At 64.8% G+C, this 18,207-nt stretch carries 19 protein-coding genes; 6 read left to right on the plus strand and 13 right to left on the minus strand.

From position 1 onward, the window contains the following. Positions 1–28 precede the first annotated feature (28 nt). Positions 29–787: a bifunctional 2-polyprenyl-6-hydroxyphenol methylase/3-demethylubiquinol 3-O-methyltransferase UbiG gene (gene ubiG, locus KUV82_RS13620; RefSeq protein ID WP_219954781.1), complete on the plus strand. Its 759-nt coding sequence runs from the start codon at positions 29–31 to the stop codon at positions 785–787. Here ubiG and KUV82_RS13625 read toward each other — a convergent pair. Then, positions 768–1,829 carry a glycerophosphodiester phosphodiesterase gene (locus KUV82_RS13625; RefSeq protein WP_375541217.1) on the minus strand — a complete coding sequence of 354 codons (1,062 nt, stop codon included), beginning with the start codon at positions 1,827–1,829 and terminating at the stop codon, positions 768–770. The genes ubiG and KUV82_RS13625 overlap by 20 nt on opposite strands. Here KUV82_RS13625 and KUV82_RS13630 point away from each other — a divergent pair. Continuing rightward, entirely contained in the window at positions 1,828–1,995 is a 168-nt protein-coding gene (locus KUV82_RS13630; protein ID WP_219954782.1) for a hypothetical protein, read from the plus strand. The two genes, KUV82_RS13625 and KUV82_RS13630, sit on opposite strands and share 2 nt — an antisense overlap. Here the strand turns inward: KUV82_RS13630 and KUV82_RS13635 are convergent. Continuing rightward, the gene (locus KUV82_RS13635; protein ID WP_219954783.1) at positions 1,989–2,336 is read right to left on the minus strand and encodes an ArsC family reductase; all 348 of its coding nucleotides are present in this window, start codon (positions 2,334–2,336) and stop codon (positions 1,989–1,991) included. The two genes, KUV82_RS13630 and KUV82_RS13635, sit on opposite strands and share 7 nt — an antisense overlap. A 315-nt stretch (positions 2,337–2,651) precedes the next feature. Here KUV82_RS13635 and KUV82_RS13640 point away from each other — a divergent pair, with 315 nt between their 5' ends. Both KUV82_RS13640 and KUV82_RS13645 read left to right on the plus strand, forming a co-directional pair. Next, a complete protein-coding gene (locus KUV82_RS13640; protein ID WP_219954784.1) occupies positions 2,652–2,762 on the plus strand; it encodes an enoyl-CoA hydratase in 111 nt (36 codons plus the stop codon). A gap of 58 nt (positions 2,763–2,820) precedes the next feature. Further along, complete coding sequence (locus KUV82_RS13645) at positions 2,821–2,931, plus strand: enoyl-CoA hydratase (protein ID WP_219954785.1); 111 nt, start codon at positions 2,821–2,823, stop codon at positions 2,929–2,931. A 42-nt stretch (positions 2,932–2,973) separates the two neighbouring features. Here the strand turns inward: KUV82_RS13645 and ruvC are convergent, their stop codons facing one another. Then, complete coding sequence (gene ruvC, locus KUV82_RS13650; protein ID WP_219954786.1) at positions 2,974–3,447, minus strand: crossover junction endodeoxyribonuclease RuvC; 474 nt, start codon at positions 3,445–3,447, stop codon at positions 2,974–2,976. Positions 3,448–3,570: 123 nt separating this feature from the next. Beyond that, the gene (locus KUV82_RS13655; protein ID WP_219954787.1) at positions 3,571–4,317 is read right to left on the minus strand and encodes a YebC/PmpR family DNA-binding transcriptional regulator; all 747 of its coding nucleotides are present in this window, start codon (positions 4,315–4,317) and stop codon (positions 3,571–3,573) included. Positions 4,318–4,392: 75 nt separating this feature from the next. Between KUV82_RS13655 and KUV82_RS13660 the strand changes: the two genes are divergently transcribed. Further along, the gene (locus KUV82_RS13660) at positions 4,393–5,166 is read left to right on the plus strand and encodes a CPBP family glutamic-type intramembrane protease (protein WP_219954788.1); all 774 of its coding nucleotides are present in this window, start codon (positions 4,393–4,395) and stop codon (positions 5,164–5,166) included. A 1-nt stretch (position 5,167) separates the two neighbouring features. On the opposite strand, the gene KUV82_RS13665 is transcribed toward KUV82_RS13660, so the two are convergent. From KUV82_RS13665 to KUV82_RS13675, 3 genes are all read right to left on the minus strand, one after another. Continuing rightward, positions 5,168–5,515 carry a heavy metal-binding domain-containing protein gene (locus tag KUV82_RS13665; protein WP_258319769.1) on the minus strand — a complete coding sequence of 116 codons (348 nt, stop codon included), beginning with the start codon at positions 5,513–5,515 and terminating at the stop codon, positions 5,168–5,170. Positions 5,516–5,597: 82 nt separating this feature from the next. Beyond that, the gene (locus KUV82_RS13670; protein ID WP_219954789.1) at positions 5,598–5,834 is read right to left on the minus strand and encodes a DUF2312 domain-containing protein; all 237 of its coding nucleotides are present in this window, start codon (positions 5,832–5,834) and stop codon (positions 5,598–5,600) included. A gap of 106 nt (positions 5,835–5,940) precedes the next feature. Continuing rightward, positions 5,941–6,261: a DUF1244 domain-containing protein gene (locus tag KUV82_RS13675; RefSeq protein WP_219954790.1), complete on the minus strand. Its 321-nt coding sequence runs from the start codon at positions 6,259–6,261 to the stop codon at positions 5,941–5,943. Between the two features lie 49 nt (positions 6,262–6,310). Here KUV82_RS13675 and pyk point away from each other — a divergent pair, with 49 nt between their 5' ends. Then, positions 6,311–7,777 (plus strand): pyruvate kinase, encoded by a 1,467-nt coding sequence (gene pyk / locus KUV82_RS13680; RefSeq protein WP_219954791.1) that lies wholly within the window; start codon positions 6,311–6,313, stop codon positions 7,775–7,777. A gap of 55 nt (positions 7,778–7,832) precedes the next feature. Here pyk and KUV82_RS13685 read toward each other — a convergent pair whose 3' ends face one another. From KUV82_RS13685 to rpoC, 6 genes are all read right to left on the minus strand, one after another. Then, positions 7,833–8,132 (minus strand): hypothetical protein, encoded by a 300-nt coding sequence (locus KUV82_RS13685; protein WP_219954792.1) that lies wholly within the window; start codon positions 8,130–8,132, stop codon positions 7,833–7,835. A gap of 53 nt (positions 8,133–8,185) precedes the next feature. Further along, a complete protein-coding gene (locus KUV82_RS13690; RefSeq protein WP_219954793.1) occupies positions 8,186–8,548 on the minus strand; it encodes a hypothetical protein in 363 nt (120 codons plus the stop codon). Positions 8,549–8,578: 30 nt separating this feature from the next. Further along, positions 8,579–9,874 carry an NADH:flavin oxidoreductase/NADH oxidase family protein gene (locus tag KUV82_RS13695; RefSeq protein ID WP_258319770.1) on the minus strand — a complete coding sequence of 432 codons (1,296 nt, stop codon included), beginning with the start codon at positions 9,872–9,874 and terminating at the stop codon, positions 8,579–8,581. 14 nt (positions 9,875–9,888) lie between these two features. Continuing rightward, a complete protein-coding gene (gene gltX / locus KUV82_RS13700) occupies positions 9,889–11,238 on the minus strand; it encodes a glutamate--tRNA ligase (protein WP_219954794.1) in 1,350 nt (449 codons plus the stop codon). Positions 11,239–11,278: 40 nt separating this feature from the next. Next, positions 11,279–13,645 (minus strand): putative bifunctional diguanylate cyclase/phosphodiesterase, encoded by a 2,367-nt coding sequence (locus KUV82_RS13705; RefSeq protein ID WP_219954795.1) that lies wholly within the window; start codon positions 13,643–13,645, stop codon positions 11,279–11,281. Positions 13,646–13,826: 181 nt separating this feature from the next. Then, the gene (gene rpoC / locus KUV82_RS13710) at positions 13,827–18,155 is read right to left on the minus strand and encodes a DNA-directed RNA polymerase subunit beta' (protein WP_219954796.1); all 4,329 of its coding nucleotides are present in this window, start codon (positions 18,153–18,155) and stop codon (positions 13,827–13,829) included. Between the last annotated feature and the right edge of the window lie 52 nt (positions 18,156–18,207).

Consider the following 18,207-nt stretch of genomic DNA (forward strand, 5'->3'; position numbering starts at 1 on the left):
CGTAGGCTATGGCTGCTAGCCACGCGGCATGAGCGATGCAACCACGAGCGCCAGTAGCAATACTTCAGGCGGCCCAACGATCCGGCCGGAAGAAGCCGCCCATTTCGGCCAGCTTGCCAAGGACTGGTGGGACCCCAAGGGCTCCTCGGCCATGCTCCACCGGCTGAACCCGGTACGCCTTGCCTACCTGCGCGAAGCGATCGACCTGCACTGGGCGGGCGATATCGAGGCGCGCCGCCCGCTAGCGGGTAAGAGCGCGCTCGACGTCGGCTGCGGCGCGGGCTTGCTGTGCGAACCGCTGGCCCGCCTCGGCGCCGAGGTGACCGGTGTCGACGCCGCGCCCGAGAACACCGCCGCGGCTGCACTGCACGCCGAAGGCGGCGGGCTCGAGATCCGCTATATCGCCGGCGAGATCGGCAGCCTCGACATCGGCACATTCGACCTCGTCACCGCCATGGAAGTGATCGAACACGTGGCGGACAAGCAGGCCTTCGTCGCGGCGCTGGCAGCGCGGCTTGCACCGGGCGGGCTGATGGTCCTGTCCACGCCCAACCGCACGCCGCAATCGCGCCTGCTGATGATCGGTGCGGCGGAAGGCGTGGGGCTGATTCCCAAGGGCACGCACCATTGGGACGATTTCATCACGCCGGAGGAACTCGGCGCGCTGCTGGCAGAGGCCGGGCTCGACATGGGCGAACCGCGCGGGATCGGCTTCTCGCCCACCAGGGGGCTTCACCTATCGGATGATCTCGCGCTGAATTACATCGTCACCGCTCGAGCGCGCTGAGCACCGGCGCCGGGTCGTCGGTAAAAACGCCGTCCGCGCCCGAGGCCATCACCAGCTGCACGAGCGCGGCCAGATTGCCCGTATCACCCTCCGCTTCGCCGCGCCGCAGCGCCGGAGGGAGGAAAGCGTTTTCCTTACGCAGCGTCCAGGGATGGACCTTCAGCCCCGCCTGGTGCGCCGCTGCGACCAGCCCGGTCGGCGTGCCGTCTGCCTTGAGAACGTGGCCGAGGTAGGGCCCGATCCCGTCGGCATAGGTCGCAACTTCAGCGAGGCCGGAGGGCGTCATGATGTCGGCCCAGCCCATCGCCGGTTCGTCGTAAGGGCCGCCCTGCGAGGAGATCAGCAGCACCAGCGGCGTATCGACCAGCGCGTTCATTCGCTTGAGCGGCCCCACCTCGAAGACTTGGACGAACACGGGCGCATCGCTGCCGTCCAGGCCGGCGTCCTCAAGCGCAGTGGCCAGGAGGTCGACCGTGTCGATGCCTTCTTCCTGCAGCAGCCAGGTCGGATGCTTGAGTTCAGGATAGAGCCCGATGGTCCGCCCGGTCTCGGTTTCCTTGGCCTGCACCAGCGCAAGTATCTCGGCAAAGGTCGGAATCTGGTAGAGCCCGTCGAAGCGCGCGTTGGCAGGCCGCAATTCCGGCAGCCGCTCGCGCACCCGCAAAGTGCGTAGCTCGGCAAGCGTAAAGTCCTCCGCGAACCAGCCGGTCACCGCGCGGCCCTCGATTGTCTTGGTCCGCTTGCGGTCGGCGAACTCCTCGCGAACGGCGACATCGGTGGTTTCGCCAATCTCGGTTTCGTGGCGCGCGACCAGGTGGAGATCCTTCGTCACCACAAGATCGGGTTCGATGTAGTCTGCGCCTTGGTCGATCGCCCGTTCGTAGGCAGCCAACGTGTGCTCGGGCCGTTCGCCGCTCGATCCGCGGTGGGCGATGACGAGGAAATCGGAGTCCGCCGCGTATGCTGAATTTAGAGTAAACAGCGCGGCAAGCATTGCCAGCAAGGTGGCCTTAACCCGCCTGGCTAGAATGGACTTCATCATGTTCAAGAAGCTCCTCATCGCCTCGGCCCTCGTTCTCGGCCTCATCTACGGGTCTGGCAGCGACCTCGGCGCGGTCAAGCGTTCGATCACCGGTGTCACGAACGACAACGCGCGCGGCGTGACCGCCGGCAGCAACGAAGGCTGGAGCACCGGCAGCGGTTATTGAAGCGCGGCCGCCCAGGCGTCTTCCTTAAATCCGACCAGCAGCCCGCCCGCGTGTTCGACCACGGGGCGCTTGATCATGCTGGGATTCGCTTCGAGCAGCTGCACCGCCTTCTCCGCATCGACGCCTTCCTTCTCCGCATCGGGCAGCTGGCGCCAGGTCGTGCCGCGCCGGTTGAGCACAGTGTCGACGCCTTCCGCTTCGATCCAGGCAGAAAGCTTCTCAGGATCGGCGCCTTCCTTCTTGTAGTCGTGGAAGGTGTAGCCAATTCCCTGCGTGTCGAGCCAGCGGCGCGCCTTCTTGATGGTGTCGCAATTGGGAATGCCATAGAGATGGATGGTCACAGATCGGGTCCTTCAGGATGGAACGGGTGGAACAAGGTCCTGGCCGGGAAAAGCCGGACCCGAAGGGCGGATGAGGGACGGCTCTAACGGCTCTCGCCTGTGTAGGACAGGGGGCATCCCAAGAGCCTGGAGAAGGCTGATCCCATCTGTTGGTGAAATTTCCCAAGATTGCGGAAACATGAACGAGGGCCATTCGCAAACGGGAGAGAGAAACCCCAGAATTCTGCGGTTTTTCGAGTTTGGCACGCCCCCTGCAATCCTTTTGGCATCCGGCAAGACGGTCTTGCCGACAGACTGAACCAAAGGAATTGACCCATGATCGCTTCGACCAACCAGAACCTCTTCGCCGCTGCTTTCGCCATCGCCATCTCGGCTGCGCTGTTCGCTTCGGCCATCATCCCCGCCAGCCCGGCCGTCTTTGCCTGACACCCCGCCGAGAGCCGCGCCAACCGGCGGACTTTCGGCTCACAAAGGAAACCAACCCATGTTCGATACGACCAACCAGAGCCTGTTCGCAGCCGCCTTCGCCGTCACCGTTTCGGCTGTCCTGTTCGCCACTGCCATCGTCCCGGCAAGCCCCGCGGTCTTCGCCTGATCGGCTAGACCCGCCCACCCCTCGCGCGCTTCCCCCCGAATATCAGCGCGAGGGCGTCAGATGCGCATCGGCAATCGCCACGGCGAGCGCATCGGCTGCATCGGCCCCGGCAATCTTTGCGCCGGGTAGCAGCACCGCCAGCATAGCCTGGACCTGGCGCTTGTCGGCGCCGCCCGTTCCCACCACCGCTTTCTTGACCAGCCGCGCCGCGTGTTCGTTCACCGGCAGGCCCGCCGCGCCGCAGGCCGCCAGCACGCAGCCGCGCGCCTGCGCGAGCTTGAGGGTCGATTGCGGGTTCTTGTTGACGAAGACCTCTTCGGCCGCCGCGCGCTCGGGCGCGTACTCCCCGATCACCTCCACAAGCGCTTCCTGAAGCCCGGCCAGCCGCAGCGCCATCGGCGCCTTCGCATCGGTCGGCACCTGCCCATTGGCGATATGCGTGATGCGCGAGCCTTCTGCCCGGATCACGCCCCAGCCCGTGCAGCTAAGCGATGGGTCGAGGCCGAGGATCAACATGGGGACGCGCTTACCACTCGGGCAGCCCGATCATCCAGCCGAGCCGCCAGGCCAGCGCCAGCAGGAAGGCTCCGCCTAGAATCGAGGCAAGGAGCCAGTCCCTGAGACGCATGGCAGGCCGACTTATCCGCCGACCTTGTCCATGATATCGTCGGAAATGTCGTAATTGCCCCAGACGGTCTGGACGTCGTCGTCATCTTCGAGCGCGTCGATCAGCTTGAGCAGCGTGCCCGCGCCCTTTTCGTCCATTTCGACGGTGAGGTTGGGCTTCCAGGCGAGCTTTACGGTTTCCGCTTCGCCCAGCGCCTTTTCAAGATCGCCGGCAACCTGGTGCAGGTCTTCCGCCGCGGTCCAGATCTCGTGACCGTCTTCCGAGGAAGAGATATCGTCCGCGCCCGCTTCCATCGCGGCTTCGAGGACCTTTTCCTCATCGCCCGCATCGGCCGGGTAGAAGATGAAGCCAAGGCGTTCGAAACCGTGGGCAACAGACCCTTCGGTGCCGAGGTTGCCGCCATTCTTCGAGAAGGCCGTGCGCACGGCGGTGGCGGTGCGGTTGCGGTTGTCGGTCAGCGCCTCGACGATGATCGCGCTGCCGCCCGGGCCGTAGCCTTCGTAGCGGACTTCTTCGTAGTTCTCGTCATCGCCGCTGGTCGCCTTGTCGATCGCGCGCTGGATATTGTCCTTCGGCATCGACTGCGACTTGGCGTTGTTGACCGCCAGGCGCAGGCGCGGGTTCATGTCCGGATCGGGCATGCCCATCTTGGCCGCCACGGTGATTTCGCGGCTGAGCTTGGAAAACAGGTTCGAGCGCTTCTTGTCCTGCGCGCCCTTGCGATGCATGATGTTCTTGAATTTGGAATGGCCGGCCATGGTTTCGCTTCGGTGTTCGATTGGTTGGAACGTATCTCTTCGATGCAAGAGACTCTTGGGGGTCGCCTTAGCCGCATGAACGCCGGAACGACAAGCCTTGCGCCCGCGAATTCGCTGCGCGCGGAATGGGGCCAGCTGGCCCGCTTCCTGAAACGCCCGACGCTGCCCGCCCGCGCCGCGCCGCCGCGCCTTGCCAGCCTCGTGGCGCTCGGCCGCCTTCTGATGCTCGATTTTGCCGCGATGATCGTGCTGCTGGCCATTGCTGGCACGGTGATGTCGACCGGCGTCGATGTGCCCGAAACCGCGCTTGCCGGGGTCGAGATCGGCTCGGCGATCATCTTTGCCGTGGTGATCGGCGCGCCGGTGGTCGAGGAGATCCTGTTCCGCGGATGGCTGTCGGGCAGGCCCGGCCACGTTCTTGCGCTGCTCGCCTTCGGGCTGGGCGCGGTGGGCATCACGATGCTGCTCGCGCTGAGCGGGTTTTCCTACGGCACCGATGCGCTCGAAAGCGGGCTTGCCGCCATGGGGATCGGCGTGATCGGGGGCGCGCTGATCGCAGGCATCGTGCTCTTCCTGCTGCGCGGTCGTCCCCCAATGGGCTGGTTCAGCCGCGCCTTTCCAGTCTTCTTCTGGCTGAGCACCTTCGGCTTTTCACTGATCCACCTGTTCAATTTCGAGCCTGACGAAATGACCTCTGCCCTGCCGCTGGTGCTGCCGCAGTTCATCACCGGCATGCTGCTCGGCTATGCGCGCGTGCACTACGGGCTATGGTCGAGCATGCTGCTCCACGCCCTCCACAACGGCGCGTTCATTTCGCTGGTGCTTTGGGCAGGAAGCGCCGCGGGTTAGGTCAGACCTTTACCGCCGTCCCGCTGGCCGAAACCATCAGCATCGATCCGGTGTCGCCGATCACTTCGTAATCGAGGTCGATCCCGACCACCGCGTTGCCGCCGCGTGCACCGCATTCGGCCTGCAGTTCCTGAATCGCCTGCTCGCGCGCTTCGGCAAGGATTCGCTCGTAACTGCCCGAGCGTCCGCCGACGATGTCGCGGATGTTGGCAAAGAGATCGCGGAACAGATTGGCCCCGACGATAACTTCGCCGGTGACGATACCGAGATAGTCCTGGATAGGCCGACCCTCGATGGTCGGTGTGGTCGTCACGATGATCCCGCGGGCGTCTTTCCAGGGTCCGGGCATGTCCTCAATCTCCTCCAATGTGGGTGTATTAGAGAGATAGGACGCGCCCGTCCCATTTCAAGCGAGAGCCCGCCGCACCACCTCAGCCCATGCCGAGCGCGGCCTTGTAGGTGTCGAGGATCGTTTCCTGCTCGCTGCGATCGTCGGGCGTCATCTTCCGCAGGCGGATGATCTGGCGCATGATCTTGGTGTCGTAACCGACCGCCTTGGCTTCGGCGTAAACGTCGCGAATGTCGTCGGCGATGCCCTTCTTTTCTTCTTCGAGGCGTTCGATGCGCTCGATCAGCAGGCGCAGGCGGTCGTCGGTGGCTTCAGCCATGGGTCGTCATCTCCGGTTGTGTGAGAATCGCGCCAGGGGCGCGAGATGGCTTTCGAATAGCGCCGCCAGCGCGCGGGCGAAACCGTCCCTGTCGATAAATCGCGCCCTAGCGCAGATCCGCCTTGTTGCGCGTAAGGCTCGCTTCCATCGCGGCGATCTGTTCCTCGGTCGCGGGCGACTGGCGGGTGGCCTTCCATTCGTCCATCGGCATGCCGTGAATGAGCTCGCGCGCGGTGGGCTTGTCGCCTTCGAAGCCCGCGTCGCGAATCCAGTCGGCGAGGCAGTTGCGGCAGAAGCCGGCGAGGCCCATCAGCTCGATGTTCTGGGCATCGTGGCGGTGGCGCAGGTGGCGCACCAGCCGGCGAAACGCCGCTGCCGCTACGGCATCGTCGAGTTGGTCGAGAGGGTCGCTCGCATTCGTAGTCATTGCTCTATCGTCCTTGCTTTGTCGCATGGGGGTGCCATAGGCGATTTCCATGGCCAATTCCGCTCCGAAGCTCGACCCGCGCGGCCGCAAGGTCAAGATCCTCGCCACCGTCGGTCCTGCCAGCCGCTCTCCCGAGATGCTCGCCCGCCTGTTCAAGGCCGGGGTCGATGCGTTTCGCGTGAACATGAGCCATGGCGAGCACGCCGACCACGCCAAGACCATCGCCGCCATCCGTGCGATGGAAAAGCAGTTCATGCGCCCGATCGGCATCCTGGCCGACCTGCAAGGCCCCAAGCTGCGCGTCGGCAAGTTCAAGGACGGGCAGGCGGTCATCCGCCATTCGGGCCATTTCACGCTCGACCGCAATCCCGAGCCCGGCGACGAGACCCGCGTCGAGCTGCCGCACCCTGAACTCTTCGGCCTGCTCGAAAAGGGCCAGCGCCTGCTGATCAACGACGGCAAGATCCGGTTGAAGGTGATCCGCGCGGACGAAAACGAAATCCTCTGCTCGGCCGAGGTCGGCGGGGTCATTTCCGACCGCAAGGGCGTCAACGTTCCCGATGCCGAAGTGCCGATCCCCGCGCTCACGGACAAGGATCGCAAGGACCTGGCCTTCGCCATCTCGCAGGGTGTCGACTGGATCGGCCTGTCCTTCGTCCAGCGCCCCGAAGACCTTGCCGAAGCGCGCAAGCTGATGGGCGGATACGGCGCGCTGTGCGCCAAGATCGAGAAGCCGATGGCGGTGCGCCGCCTCGACGAGATCATCGACGCGGCCGACGGCATCATGGTCGCACGCGGCGACCTTGGCGTGGAGCTGGAGCCGCAGGAAGTCCCGCCGCTGCAGAAGAAAATCGTCAACGAGACGCGTCTCAAAGGCAAGCCGGTGATCGTGGCGACGCAGATGCTGGAAAGCATGATCGAAAGCCCCGCGCCGACCCGTGCGGAAGTATCCGACGTGGCCAATGCGGTCTATGACGGCGCGGATGCGGTCATGCTGTCGGCGGAAACCGCCGCCGGCGACTGGCCCGAAGAAGCCGTGACGATCATGCACAAGATCGCCCGCCAGGTGGAACGCGACGAGGCCTATCTCGAACGCGTGCGCCTGCTCGACACGCCGCCCGATGCGACCACGGCCGATGCGCTCAGCCACGCCTGCATGACGGTGGCGGATACGGTTCCGATCAGCGCGATCACCGTGTTCACCGGGTCCGGCTCGACCGCGCGCCGCGTGGCCCGCGAGCGACCCAGCGTGCCGATGCTGGTGCTGACGCCGAGCATGAAGACCGCCCGCCGCCTCGGCCTGCTGTGGGGTGCCCATGCGGTCGCAACCAAGGATATCGGCAGCTTCGAAGAGATGATCGCCAAGGGCAAGCGCATGGCGCTGCGCCACGGGTTCGGGCAGGCCGGTAGCAAGCTGATCGCGCTTGCCGGCGTTCCGTTCGGCACGCCGGGTTCGACCAACCTCATGCACGTCGTCACCATTTCCGGCGACGAGCTGGACAAGCACGACGGCTGATCGAAAGCGGGCGAGCGCCGATGGCACCCGCCCGCACGGAAGCTTGCGCGGCTGTTCAGCCGGCCATTGCGAACCACGCTATCGCGCCAAGCAGCAACACGGTGCCGCAGACGATCGCGAGCATGTCCATCGTGCCGATCTTGTCGACATGGTCGGCACGGAAAGCGCAATAGCGGCTGCGCAATTCGTCTTTGCTCGCGAGGCTGGCGACCTCGAAGGCCGATGCCTCCTTGCTGAACCAGCGCTTCAGCTCGGCCAGTTCGGCCTCGGCAACTTCGGGGTAGCGCGAAAGCAGCGCCTCGACGCGGTCGAAGCGGTCGTGGACGGCATGCGCGCCGTCATCATGAATTGTCATAAGATATGTCCTGTCTGAATGGGAAGCGCGCGCCCGCAGGGGCACGTTGCGATTCAGGACAGGTGTGGCGGTCCCCGCGGGGCGGCGATTGAACGCGGTGGCGGACGCAGCGGCGGGCCGCGGACACGGTGGGCAGCCCAGCGCTCGCGCATGCCCGGTATGACGGCCGCGGCGATGACCGGGAGCTGACCGGCGGCAGAGGGCCGTTCGTCGGGACAAGGCGCGGCAAGCGTGCAGACCAGCTCAGCTTCGTCTTCACGCGGCGGCAAGGTGACTTCTGCCGTCGCCGCGCTGAATACCGGCCCGCGCCCGCGATCGAGCGAGATCGGCTGATACGGCAACGCCTGTGCGCACAGCACCGCCAGCAGCAACGCGGCGAATACGCGCAGGGGCCAGCGATGGAGGGCGGCGAGCATCGCGCGTCAGCTAGGGAGAAGAGACCGGCGCTACAAGAGCGCGCGGCGCTCCTTCATGATGCGCTTGTTGCGCGCATCGACGAGGCGGAAGGCTTTCATCACAGGAAAATCGCGGTCAACGCGCCCCTCGTGGCCCAGCATCCACAGCTGCTCGTAGAACCAGTAGATGCCGGCAAAGCCGTTGATCGCCTTCATCATCTGGAAGCGCTTGAGGAAGCCGAGCCAGGCGGGGAGCAGGTCGAGATTGTCCTCGTACCGCGCGAGCTCGCCCGCCCCGCCAAGCAGCGCATTTGGCGCATCGGTATCGACGCATAGCGGACGGCCAAGACCGATCACATCCGCCGCCCCGCTTTCCAGCGCCTGTTCCATCGCAGCGCGGGTGCGGAAGCCGCCGGTGACCATCAGCGGGACCGAAACCTCGTCCTGCATCGCCTTGGCGAAGTCCACGAAATAGGCTTCGCGCGCGGCGGTCGAGGGCGCGACGTTCTGCGCCTCTTCCTCTTCCATGCCTTCCACGCCCATCAGCTTGGGCTGTTCGTAGGTACCGCCCGATATTTCGATCAAATCGACCGAGGCCGCCTCGAGCCATTTTACGACCTGCAAGCTGTCACCGAAATCGAACCCGCCCTTCTGGAAATCGGCGCTGTTGAGCTTGACCGAGATCGGGAAAGCCGGGCCCACTGCCGCGCGTACGGCGGCGACGATTTCCAGCAGGAACCGCGCGCGGTTTTCGAGGCTGCCGCCATATTCGTCGGTCCGCAGGTTCACTCGCGGCGAGAGGAACTGCGAGATCAGGTAGCCATGCGCGCCGTGAATCTGCACGCCGGTAAAACCTGCCTCCTGGCAGGCCTTGGACGCGATGGCCCAGCGCTGCACCAGATCGGCAATCTCATCCGTCGTCAGCGGCGTGGGCTTGGCAAACTGGCCGCCAGGCAGCGCCAGCTGCACGTCGGAGGACGACTTGGGGTTCGGGTTCACCAGCGCCTGCGTCTGCCGGCCGCCGTGGCTGATCTGCGCCCAGAAGTGGTTGCCATTGCGCGTCGCCGCCTTGGCCCAGCTGGCGAGTCGCGCCTTGAAATCGGCGTCGGGCTCACGCTCGATCACCACGTTGCCGGGGCGCTCGAGGTGATCCTTGTCCACAATGATATTGCCCGAAAGCAGCATGCCCGCCCCGCCATCGGACCAAATGCCGTAAAGCCGTTCAAGCTCGGGTGTGGGCCGCCCATCGGGCGTTGCCAGCCCTTCCGTCATCGCCGCTTTCGAAAGCCGGTTCGGGAGCACCGCCCCGCATGGCAAAGTGATTTCCGATGCGAGCGACACGGTCATAGGCCTTTCTCCCTTTACCCTTGCGCAGCGGCCTCCAGCCGTTCGCGCGCGCGGGCTTCTCCAATCAGCGGCAACAGTTCGCCCATGTCGGGCCCATGGTCCATCCCCGTCAAGGCCTGGCGCAGCGGCAGGAACAACGCCTTGCCCTTGCGCCCGGTCTTCTCCTTGAGCGCGCCGGTCAGCGCGCGCCAGGGATCCTCGCCCCAATCAAGCTCCTCAGCCGCCTGTGCCAGATAGGCGCGGTCCTCGGCCTCGAAGCTGCGCGGTTCGATAGGGCCGGTGACGAGGCGCCACCATTCGCCCGCTTCATCGACATGCGAGAGGTTCGGGCGCACGGCGTGCCAGCCCGCTTCGTCCATGCCTTCGGGAAGACGGCCCGCCACATCGGCAAACTCCATCTGGTGAACCAGCGCGGTGTTGATCCGCTCCAGCTCGGCCTCGTCGAACTTCGCCGGCGCGCGGCCAAAGGTCCCAAGGTCGAAAGTCTCGACCAGCGCGGCGGTTTCGGCAATCGGCTCGACCGGCAAGGCAGTGCCGAGGCGTGCCAGCAAGGCGACCAGCGCCTGAGGCTCGATGCCCTTGTCCCGGAACGCATCGCAGCCCAGCGAGCCAAGCCGCTTGGACAGCTTGCCCTCCTTGCCGACCAGCAGAGCCTCGTGCGCGAAAGCCGGAACATGCTGCGCAACATATTGTGCAGCAATAAATGCGGTAAACATCTGAATTTGAACGGCCGTGTTGCTCACATGGTCTTCGCCGCGCAGCACGTGGGTGACGCCCATATCGAGGTCGTCCACCGCGCTCGGTAGCATGTAGAGCCAGCTTCCGTCGGCACGCCGGATGACGGGATCGGAGAGCTGCGCCGGGTCGAATTTCTGCGCGCCGCGCACGCCATCGTCCCAGGTTATCGGAGCATCGTGATCAAGCTTGAAGCGCCAGTGCGGGGCTAAGCCCTCAGCCTCTTTTGCCGCGCGATCGTCTTCGCTCAGTTCCAGCGCGCCGCGATCGTAGATCGGCGGCAGGCCGCGACCCAGGCGGATCTTGCGCTTGAGCTCCAGCTCCTGCTGGGTTTCGTAGCAAGGGTAGACCCGCCCGGCCGCGCGCAGGGCTTCGAAGGCGGCGTCGTAATGCGCAAGGCGCTGCGACTGGCGCTCCTCGCCATCCGGCACGATGCCGAGCCAGGCGAGGTCTGCGCGGATCGCCTCGACATACTCCTCGCGGCTGCGCTCCGGGTCGGTGTCGTCGATCCGCAGCAGGAAGGTCCCGCCGTTCTTGCGTGCGAGCATCCAGTTGTGCAGCGCCGTGCGGATATTGCCGACATGGAGCCGGCCGGTCGGCGAAGGGGCGAAACGGGTGACGGTGGTCATGTGCGCGCCGATAGCCCAGCGCGGGCGTCTTGGCGAGGGCTCAGCGCGCGCGGCTGGCGCGGCGTTTCAGAACCGCCTCGCGGCCCTTGCGATAATCGAGAATGCCGCTCGCCTCGCCCTGCATCGCGGCGGCCACGGCGGCCGGTGTCGCGAAGTTTTCGCCCGGCACCGGCTCGCAGATCAGATAGCCCTGCGCTTCCTGGCAGCCGAGCTTGCGCAGCAGGTCGAGCTGGGCGCGGGTTTCCACCCCCTCGGCCGTCGTAGTCATTCCCAGAGCGTCGGCGAGGCGCGTTATGCTGGACACGATAGCCTGGTTGTCGGGATCGCGTTCGACACCATCGACAAAGGCCCGGTCGATCTTGATGCGGTCGAAAGGGAAACGCCTGAGGTAGCTGAGCGAGGAGTAGCCGACGCCGAAATCGTCGAGGGCGACCTTGGTGCCTAGCTCGCGCAGCTTCTCCAGATTGCCTGCACTTACCCCGCTTTCCTGCAGCAGGACGTGCTCGGTGATCTCGAATTCGACCCGCTCCGGCGCAACGCCGTGGGCATGGATGGCCTGCGCCACCACGTCGGCAAGATGCGGGCTGCGCACCTGGGTGGGCGAGAGGTTGATCGCAATGCGGAAATCCCCTTCCCACTGCGCGGTTTCGGCAAGCGCCTGGCGGATCACCCATTCGCCGATCGGCACGATCATGCCGGTCTCTTCCGCAACATCGAGGAAGCCGGCCGGCGTGACGATACCGCGCCGCGGGTGGTACCAGCGCAGCAGGGCCTCGTAACCCGACACCTCGCCGGTATCGAGGTCGATCACCGGCTGGTAGTGCAGGTTGAGCTGCCCGCGCGCGATGGCTTCGCGCAGGTCCGTTTCCACCTCACGCCGCTCGCGCGCGGCACGGTCCATCGCCTGATCGAACAGCGCAAGCGTATCGCGGCCCTTCTTCTTGGCTGCGAACAGCGCAAGGTCCGCGCGGCGCATCAGTTCCTCGGCCTCGCAATCGCCCTCCACACATTTGGCGATGCCGATGCTGCCGGAGATGCGGTAGACCTGATCGTCGAGCTCGAAGGGCTCGCGGATAACGGAAAGGAAGCGGTGTGCGCGTTCGATCAGCATGCCAGCACCGGCCCGCGTTTCCAGCAGGACCGCAAACTCGTCGCCGCCGAGCCGGGCAACGAGATCGTGCCCGCGTACCTCGCGTTCCAGCCGCGTGCCCACTTCGCGCAGGAGACGGTCGCCGACCAAGTGGCCGCGCGTGTCGTTGACCGCCTTGAAGTCATCAAGGTCGAGATAGAATAGCGCGACCCCGCGAGCGCGTTCTTCATCAGACAGCGCGCGGCGCAGGCGCTCGTTGAACAGATAGCGGTTCGCAAGGCCCGTGAGGTTATCGTAATGGGCCATGAAGGCGACCCGCTCCTCGATCAGCCGGTCGCTGGTCACATCGCGGGCGACCCCACTCATTCGCCCGTCGGCGCGCGGCCGGGCGGAAAGCTTCCAGTAGCGCACTTCTCCATCGACGCGCAGCTTGAGCACCAGGTCGCGGAAGGCGCTGCGTTCCATGAGCTGGCGCGCCAGCCGGTCGCGGTCCTCGCCCTGCGCAAACAAAGCGATGAGGGACACGCCTTCGAGATCCTCGACCGACTTGCCGGAAGCGGCCGCAAAGCGCGCCGTGACATCGCGCAAATTCCCGCGCGGGCCAACGGTCCACAGCCAGTCGGACGAATGCTCTTCGTAATCGTTCAGCAGCAGCCCCACCGTGGCCGCGGCCTCGCGGCGGCTGACCTCGGACCTCGCCCCGCTAACGATTTCGCGTTCCTGCTCGCGCGTGGAGCCGAGCAGCGCGACGACGAAGAAGGCGAGAAGGATGAACGCCGGCCAGCCGCGCTCGCCCGCCAGGATCCATATGCACGCCGCGATCGAGATCGTCATCGCGAAGATATGGAACAGCGCCAGGCGCGGCGCGGTCCGGTGCACCAGCAGAACCCCCGTGAGTACCGTGACGGCCACCACGGCAAGGACCACGGCATCGAGCCCCTGCGCGACCAGCGCAAGGTAGGGAAAGATCAGCGCCCAGGCGAGCGAGCCGATCCACTGGATCACGGCAAAGCGGTTCCAGTTCCGCCGAAGTTCAGCCAGCGCCGCGGTGTCGGGGTCGACCTGCCGCTCGATAACCATGAACAGCCCGAGGAGGGCAAGTTGGAGCGCCCCCCAACCAAGCAGAATCGGCAGTGAGAGCTGCTCGCGAAAGGTGAAGACCAGCCCGACGATCGAACCAAGCAGGGGCAGGAGGGCCAGTGTCCCACCGCGGGTGAAGTCTTCCAGCCGGCGGGTCAGCAGCAGGTGCTCGACCGCCTCGGCTTCGCCGCTGCCGTGCGTTTCGGCTTGTGAGGTCGCTGGCTGTTCCGTCGCCACGATAGTCCCCGGGTTCTGCCCCCGCATGCCCCATGCGGATCGGCGAGCGCCATGGTGACGCGAGCCGAGTCGCGCGTCAAGCGAACCGGGGCGCGGTTAACAATCGGGATTCGCAAAAGAAAAGCCCCGCCGGAGCGATCCGGCGGGGCTTTGCTATGTGGTTCAGGCGAACCGGGAGAGCTTATTCGCCGTCCTTGGCGTCCTCGTTGAGGTAGTCGCCAGCATCGGCATCGGTGCCGTGGGTTTCGCCTTCCATCGTGGCCAGCGGATCGTCGCCGATCGCCGCTTCGGGGCCCTGGGCCAGTTCGGCTTCGTGCTCTTCCTCGGCGGTGTTGGCAGCGATGATCGCTTCCTGTGCCTTCTTCCACTGGGCGCGAAGCGCAGCGTCGCGGCTCGAGGCGGTGATGCGCATGCGGTTCATGCCCGCGCCGGTACCGGCGGGGATGAGACGGCCCACGATCACGTTTTCCTTCAGGCCGATCAGCGTGTCCTTCTTGCCTTCAACCGCGGCCTGCGTGAGCACGCGCGTGGTTTCCTGGAACGAGGCGGCCGAGATGAACGAACGCGTCTGCAGGCTGGCCTTGGTGATGCCCAGCAGGATCGGCGTACCAACGGCCGGCTGCTTGTTCTTCGGCAGCTTGGCGTTGGTTTCGTTCAGCTCTTCGAGGTCGACCTGTTCGCCCGGCAGCAGCACGGTGTCGCCACCGTCGGTGATCTCGACCTTCTGCAGCATCTGGCGAACGATCACCTCGATGTGCTTGTCGTTGATCTTCACGCCCTGCAGTCGGTAGACTTCCTGGATCTCGTTGACGAGGTACTCGGCGAGCGCCTCGACGCCCAGGACTTCCAGGATGTCGTGCGGGTTGGGCGAACCGGAAATCAGGGTATCACCCTTCTTCACGAAGTCGCCTTCCTGCACGTCGATCACCTTGGTCTTGGGGATCAGGTATTCGACTGCATCACCTTCCTCCGGCACGATCGCGATCTTGCGCTTCGCCTTGTATTCGCGAACGAATTCGATCTTGCCCGAGATCTTGGCGATGACCGAGTTGTCCTTCGGCAGGCGCGCCTCGAACAGTTCGGCCACACGCGGCAGACCGCCGGTGATGTCGCGGGTCTTGGCCGCTTCACGCGAAGCACGCGCAAGGATGTCGCCGGCCTCGACCTGCTGGTTGTCGTCGACCGAGAGGACGGTGCCGGGTGCCAGCATGTAGCGGGCAGCTTCGGTCTCGTCGCCCGCATCGTTGAACAGGGTCAGGCGTGCGCGCAGATCCTCGTTCTTCTTGCGGCCCGAGGTCTTCACCTCGGTGACGACGCGCTGGGCGATACCGGTGGCATCGTCGACGCGCTCTTCCATGGTCGTGCCGTCGATCAGGTCTTGGAACTTCACGACACCGGACGTTTCGGTGATGATCGGCAGGGTGAACGGATCCCATTCAGCCAGGCGGTCGCCTTCCTTCACCTTCGCGCCATCCTTGTGCATCAGCACGGTACCGTAAGGCACCTTGTGGATTTCGCGTTCGCGGCCCTCGGCGTCGATCACGGCCAGTTCGCCGTTGCGGGCGAGCGACAGGATACGGCCCTTCTTGTCGGTGATGGTCGGCATGTCGCGATAGACGACCTTACCGTCCGACACCGCTTCGAGGTGCGAGGTTTCGTTCAGCTGTGCAGCACCGCCGATGTGGAAGGTACGCATGGTCAGCTGCGTGCCCGGCTCACCGATCGACTGCGCGGCGATGACGCCGACAGCTTCACCGATGTTGACCGGCGTACCGCGAGCAAGGTCACGGCCGTAGCAGGTGGCGCAGACGCCCTGTTCCGCTTCGCAGACCAGCGGCGAACGGATCTTGGCGACCTGCACTTCGGCGTCCTCGATGGCCTTGACCATCGGTTCGTCGATCAGCGTGCCAGCCGGTGCGATGACCTCGTCGGTCGCCGCGTTGACGATGTCCTCGGCCACGGTACGGCCCAGGATACGTTCGCCGAGCGACGCGATGACGCTACCGCCCTGGACGATCGCACGCATGTCGAGCGAGTTCTCGGTCTTGCAGTCTTCCACGACGATCGTGCAGTCCTGCGAGACGTCGACCAGACGACGCGTGAGGTAACCCGAGTTCGCGGTCTTCAGCGCGGTGTCCGCGAGGCCCTTACGGGCACCGTGGGTCGAGTTGAAGTATTCAAGGACGTTCAGACCTTCCTTGAAGTTCGAGATAATCGGGTTCTCGATGATCTCGCCCGACGGCTTGGCCATCAGGCCGCGCATGCCGGCGAGCTGCTTCATCTGTGCCGGGCTACCACGAGCGCCCGAGTGGGCCATCATGTAGATCGAGTTGATTTCGGCCTGGACCCCATCCTTGTCGATCGGGCGCGACTTAATCTTCTCCATCATGGCGTCCGCCACCTGGTCGCCGCAACGGCTCCAGGCGTCGATCACCTTGTTGTACTTTTCCTGCTGGGTGATCAGGCCGTCCTGGTACTGCTGCTCGTAATCGGCAACCAGCGCCTTGGTCTGATCGACCAGTTCCACCTTCTCTTCGGGGATGATCATGTCATCCTTGCCGAAGGAGATGCCGGCCTTGAACGCGTTGCGGAAGCCCAGCGCCATGATGGCGTCGGCGAACAGCACCGTGTCCTTCTGGCCGGTGTGACGGTAGACCTCGTCGATAACGTCGGCGATGTCCTTCTTCGTCAGCAGGCGGTTGACGATGTCGAAGGGAACCTTGTGGTTCTTCGGCAGGCATTCACCTATCAGCATGCGGCCGGCGGTCGTCTCGAAACGCTTCATGACGATGTTGCCGTCCTCATCCGCCTGCGGGACGCGGGCGAGGATCTTGGTGTGCAGCGAGACCTGCTTGGTCTCGAGCGCCTGGTGAACTTCGGCCATGTCCGAGAACATCGGCAGCTTTTCGACCTTGTTGCCATCGGCGTCCTCGGTGAACTCGGGCTTCTTCTCCTGGCGTTCCATCGACAGGTAATAGAGGCCCAGCACCATGTCCTGCGACGGCACGATGATCGGCTTGCCGTTGGCGGGCGAGAGGATGTTGTTGGTCGACATCATCAGCACGCGCGCTTCCAGCTGCGCCTCGAGGCTCAGCGGGACGTGGACGGCCATCTGGTCGCCGTCGAAGTCGGCGTTGAAGGCGGCGCAGACCAGCGGGTGAAGCTGGATCGCCTTACCCTCGATCAGGACCGGCTCGAAGGCCTGGATGCCGAGTCGGTGAAGCGTCGGTGCGCGGTTCAGGAGGACCGGGTGCTCGCGAATGACTTCATCCAGGATGTCCCAGACTTCCTTGCGCTCCTTCTCCACCCACTTCTTCGCCTGCTTGAGGGTCATCGAGAGACCCTTGGCGTCGAGGCGGGCGTAGATGAACGGCTTGAACAGCTCGAGCGCCATCTTCTTCGGCAGGCCGCACTGGTGCAGCTTGAGTTCCGGGCCGGTCACGATGACCGAACGGCCCGAATAGTCGACGCGCTTACCGAGCAGGTTCTGACGGAAGCGGCCCTGCTTGCCCTTGAGCATGTCGCTGAGCGACTTGAGCGGACGCTTGTTGGCGCCGGTGATCACGCGGCCGCGGCGGCCGTTGTCGAACAGCGCGTCGACAGCTTCCTGCAGCATGCGCTTTTCGTTGCGGACGATGATGTCCGGCGCGCGCAATTCCATGAGGCGCTTGAGGCGGTTGTTACGGTTGATCACGCGGCGGTAGAGGTCGTTCAAATCCGACGTCGCGAAGCGGCCACCATCCAGCGGCACCAGCGGGCGCAGCTCGGGCGGAATGACCGGGATCACTTCGAGGATCATCCATTCGGGGCGGTTGCCGCTCTCGATGAAGCTTTCGACGACCTTCAGGCGCTTGATGATCTTGGCCGGCTTGAGCTTCGACTTGGTGGTCGCGAGCTCTTCCAGCAGGTCCTCTTTCTCGCGCTCGAGATCGAGGTCCATGAGCATGATCTTGACCGCTTCGGCACCGATGCCGGCGCTGAAGCTGTCTTCACCGTATTCGTCCTGCGCTTCGAGCAGCTCGTCCTCGGTGAGGAGCTGGAACTTCTCGAGCGGAGTCAGGCCGGGCTCGGTGACGATGTAGCTTTCGAAGTACAGCACGCGCTCGAGCTGCTTGAGCTGCATGTCGAGCAGCAGGCCGATGCGCGAGGGCAGCGACTTCAGGAACCAAATGTGCGCGACCGGAGCGGCGAGCTCGATATGGCCCATGCGCTCGCGGCGGACCTTGGTCACGGTCACTTCGACGCCGCACTTCTCGCAGACGACGCCCTTGTACTTCATGCGCTTGTACTTGCCGCAAAGGCATTCGTAGTCCTTCACCGGACCGAAGATGCGCGCGCAGAACAGCCCGTCACGTTCGGGCTTGAACGTACGGTAGTTGATCGTTTCCGGCTTCTTGATTTCGCCGAAGGACCACGAGCGGATGCGCTCGGGGCTGGCGATGCCGATCTGGATCTCGTCGAAGGTTTCGGGCTTCGCGAGCTGGTTGGTGAATTTGGTCAGTTCGTTCATGACTTAATTCCCTTAACGGGTGAATTCCTGTGGGCGGTGGTGGGGAGCGATG

The organism is Qipengyuania flava (assembly GCF_019448255.1).
Taxonomy (GTDB): Bacteria; Pseudomonadota; Alphaproteobacteria; order Sphingomonadales; family Sphingomonadaceae; genus Qipengyuania; species Qipengyuania flava_A.

Excerpts from the sequence above, each read along its gene's own strand:
- KUV82_RS13640 (WP_219954784.1), top strand. The coding sequence starts at position 2,652 with ATGATCGCTTCGACCAACCAGAACCTCTTCGCCGCTGCTTTCGCCATC.
- gltX (WP_219954794.1), bottom strand. The coding sequence starts at position 11,238 with ATGACCACCGTCACCCGTTTCGCCCCTTCGCCGACCGGCCGGCTCCAT.
- ubiG (WP_219954781.1), top strand. The coding sequence starts at position 29 with ATGAGCGATGCAACCACGAGCGCCAGTAGCAATACTTCAGGCGGCCCA.
- ruvC (WP_219954786.1), bottom strand. The coding sequence starts at position 3,447 with ATGTTGATCCTCGGCCTCGACCCATCGCTTAGCTGCACGGGCTGGGGC.
- KUV82_RS13695 (WP_258319770.1), bottom strand. The coding sequence starts at position 9,874 with ATGACCGTGTCGCTCGCATCGGAAATCACTTTGCCATGCGGGGCGGTG.
- KUV82_RS13660 (WP_219954788.1), top strand. The coding sequence starts at position 4,393 with ATGAACGCCGGAACGACAAGCCTTGCGCCCGCGAATTCGCTGCGCGCG.
- rpoC (WP_219954796.1), bottom strand. The coding sequence starts at position 18,155 with ATGAACGAACTGACCAAATTCACCAACCAGCTCGCGAAGCCCGAAACC.
- KUV82_RS13655 (WP_219954787.1), bottom strand. The coding sequence starts at position 4,317 with ATGGCCGGCCATTCCAAATTCAAGAACATCATGCATCGCAAGGGCGCG.
- pyk (WP_219954791.1), top strand. The coding sequence starts at position 6,311 with ATGGCCAATTCCGCTCCGAAGCTCGACCCGCGCGGCCGCAAGGTCAAG.
- KUV82_RS13630 (WP_219954782.1), top strand. The coding sequence starts at position 1,828 with ATGTTCAAGAAGCTCCTCATCGCCTCGGCCCTCGTTCTCGGCCTCATC.
- KUV82_RS13665 (WP_258319769.1), bottom strand. The coding sequence starts at position 5,515 with ATGCCCGGACCCTGGAAAGACGCCCGCGGGATCATCGTGACGACCACA.
- KUV82_RS13645 (WP_219954785.1), top strand. The coding sequence starts at position 2,821 with ATGTTCGATACGACCAACCAGAGCCTGTTCGCAGCCGCCTTCGCCGTC.
- KUV82_RS13670 (WP_219954789.1), bottom strand. The coding sequence starts at position 5,834 with ATGGCTGAAGCCACCGACGACCGCCTGCGCCTGCTGATCGAGCGCATC.
- KUV82_RS13625 (WP_375541217.1), bottom strand. The coding sequence starts at position 1,829 with ATGATGAAGTCCATTCTAGCCAGGCGGGTTAAGGCCACCTTGCTGGCA.
- KUV82_RS13675 (WP_219954790.1), bottom strand. The coding sequence starts at position 6,261 with ATGACTACGAATGCGAGCGACCCTCTCGACCAACTCGACGATGCCGTA.
- KUV82_RS13690 (WP_219954793.1), bottom strand. The coding sequence starts at position 8,548 with ATGCTCGCCGCCCTCCATCGCTGGCCCCTGCGCGTATTCGCCGCGTTG.
- KUV82_RS13685 (WP_219954792.1), bottom strand. The coding sequence starts at position 8,132 with ATGACAATTCATGATGACGGCGCGCATGCCGTCCACGACCGCTTCGAC.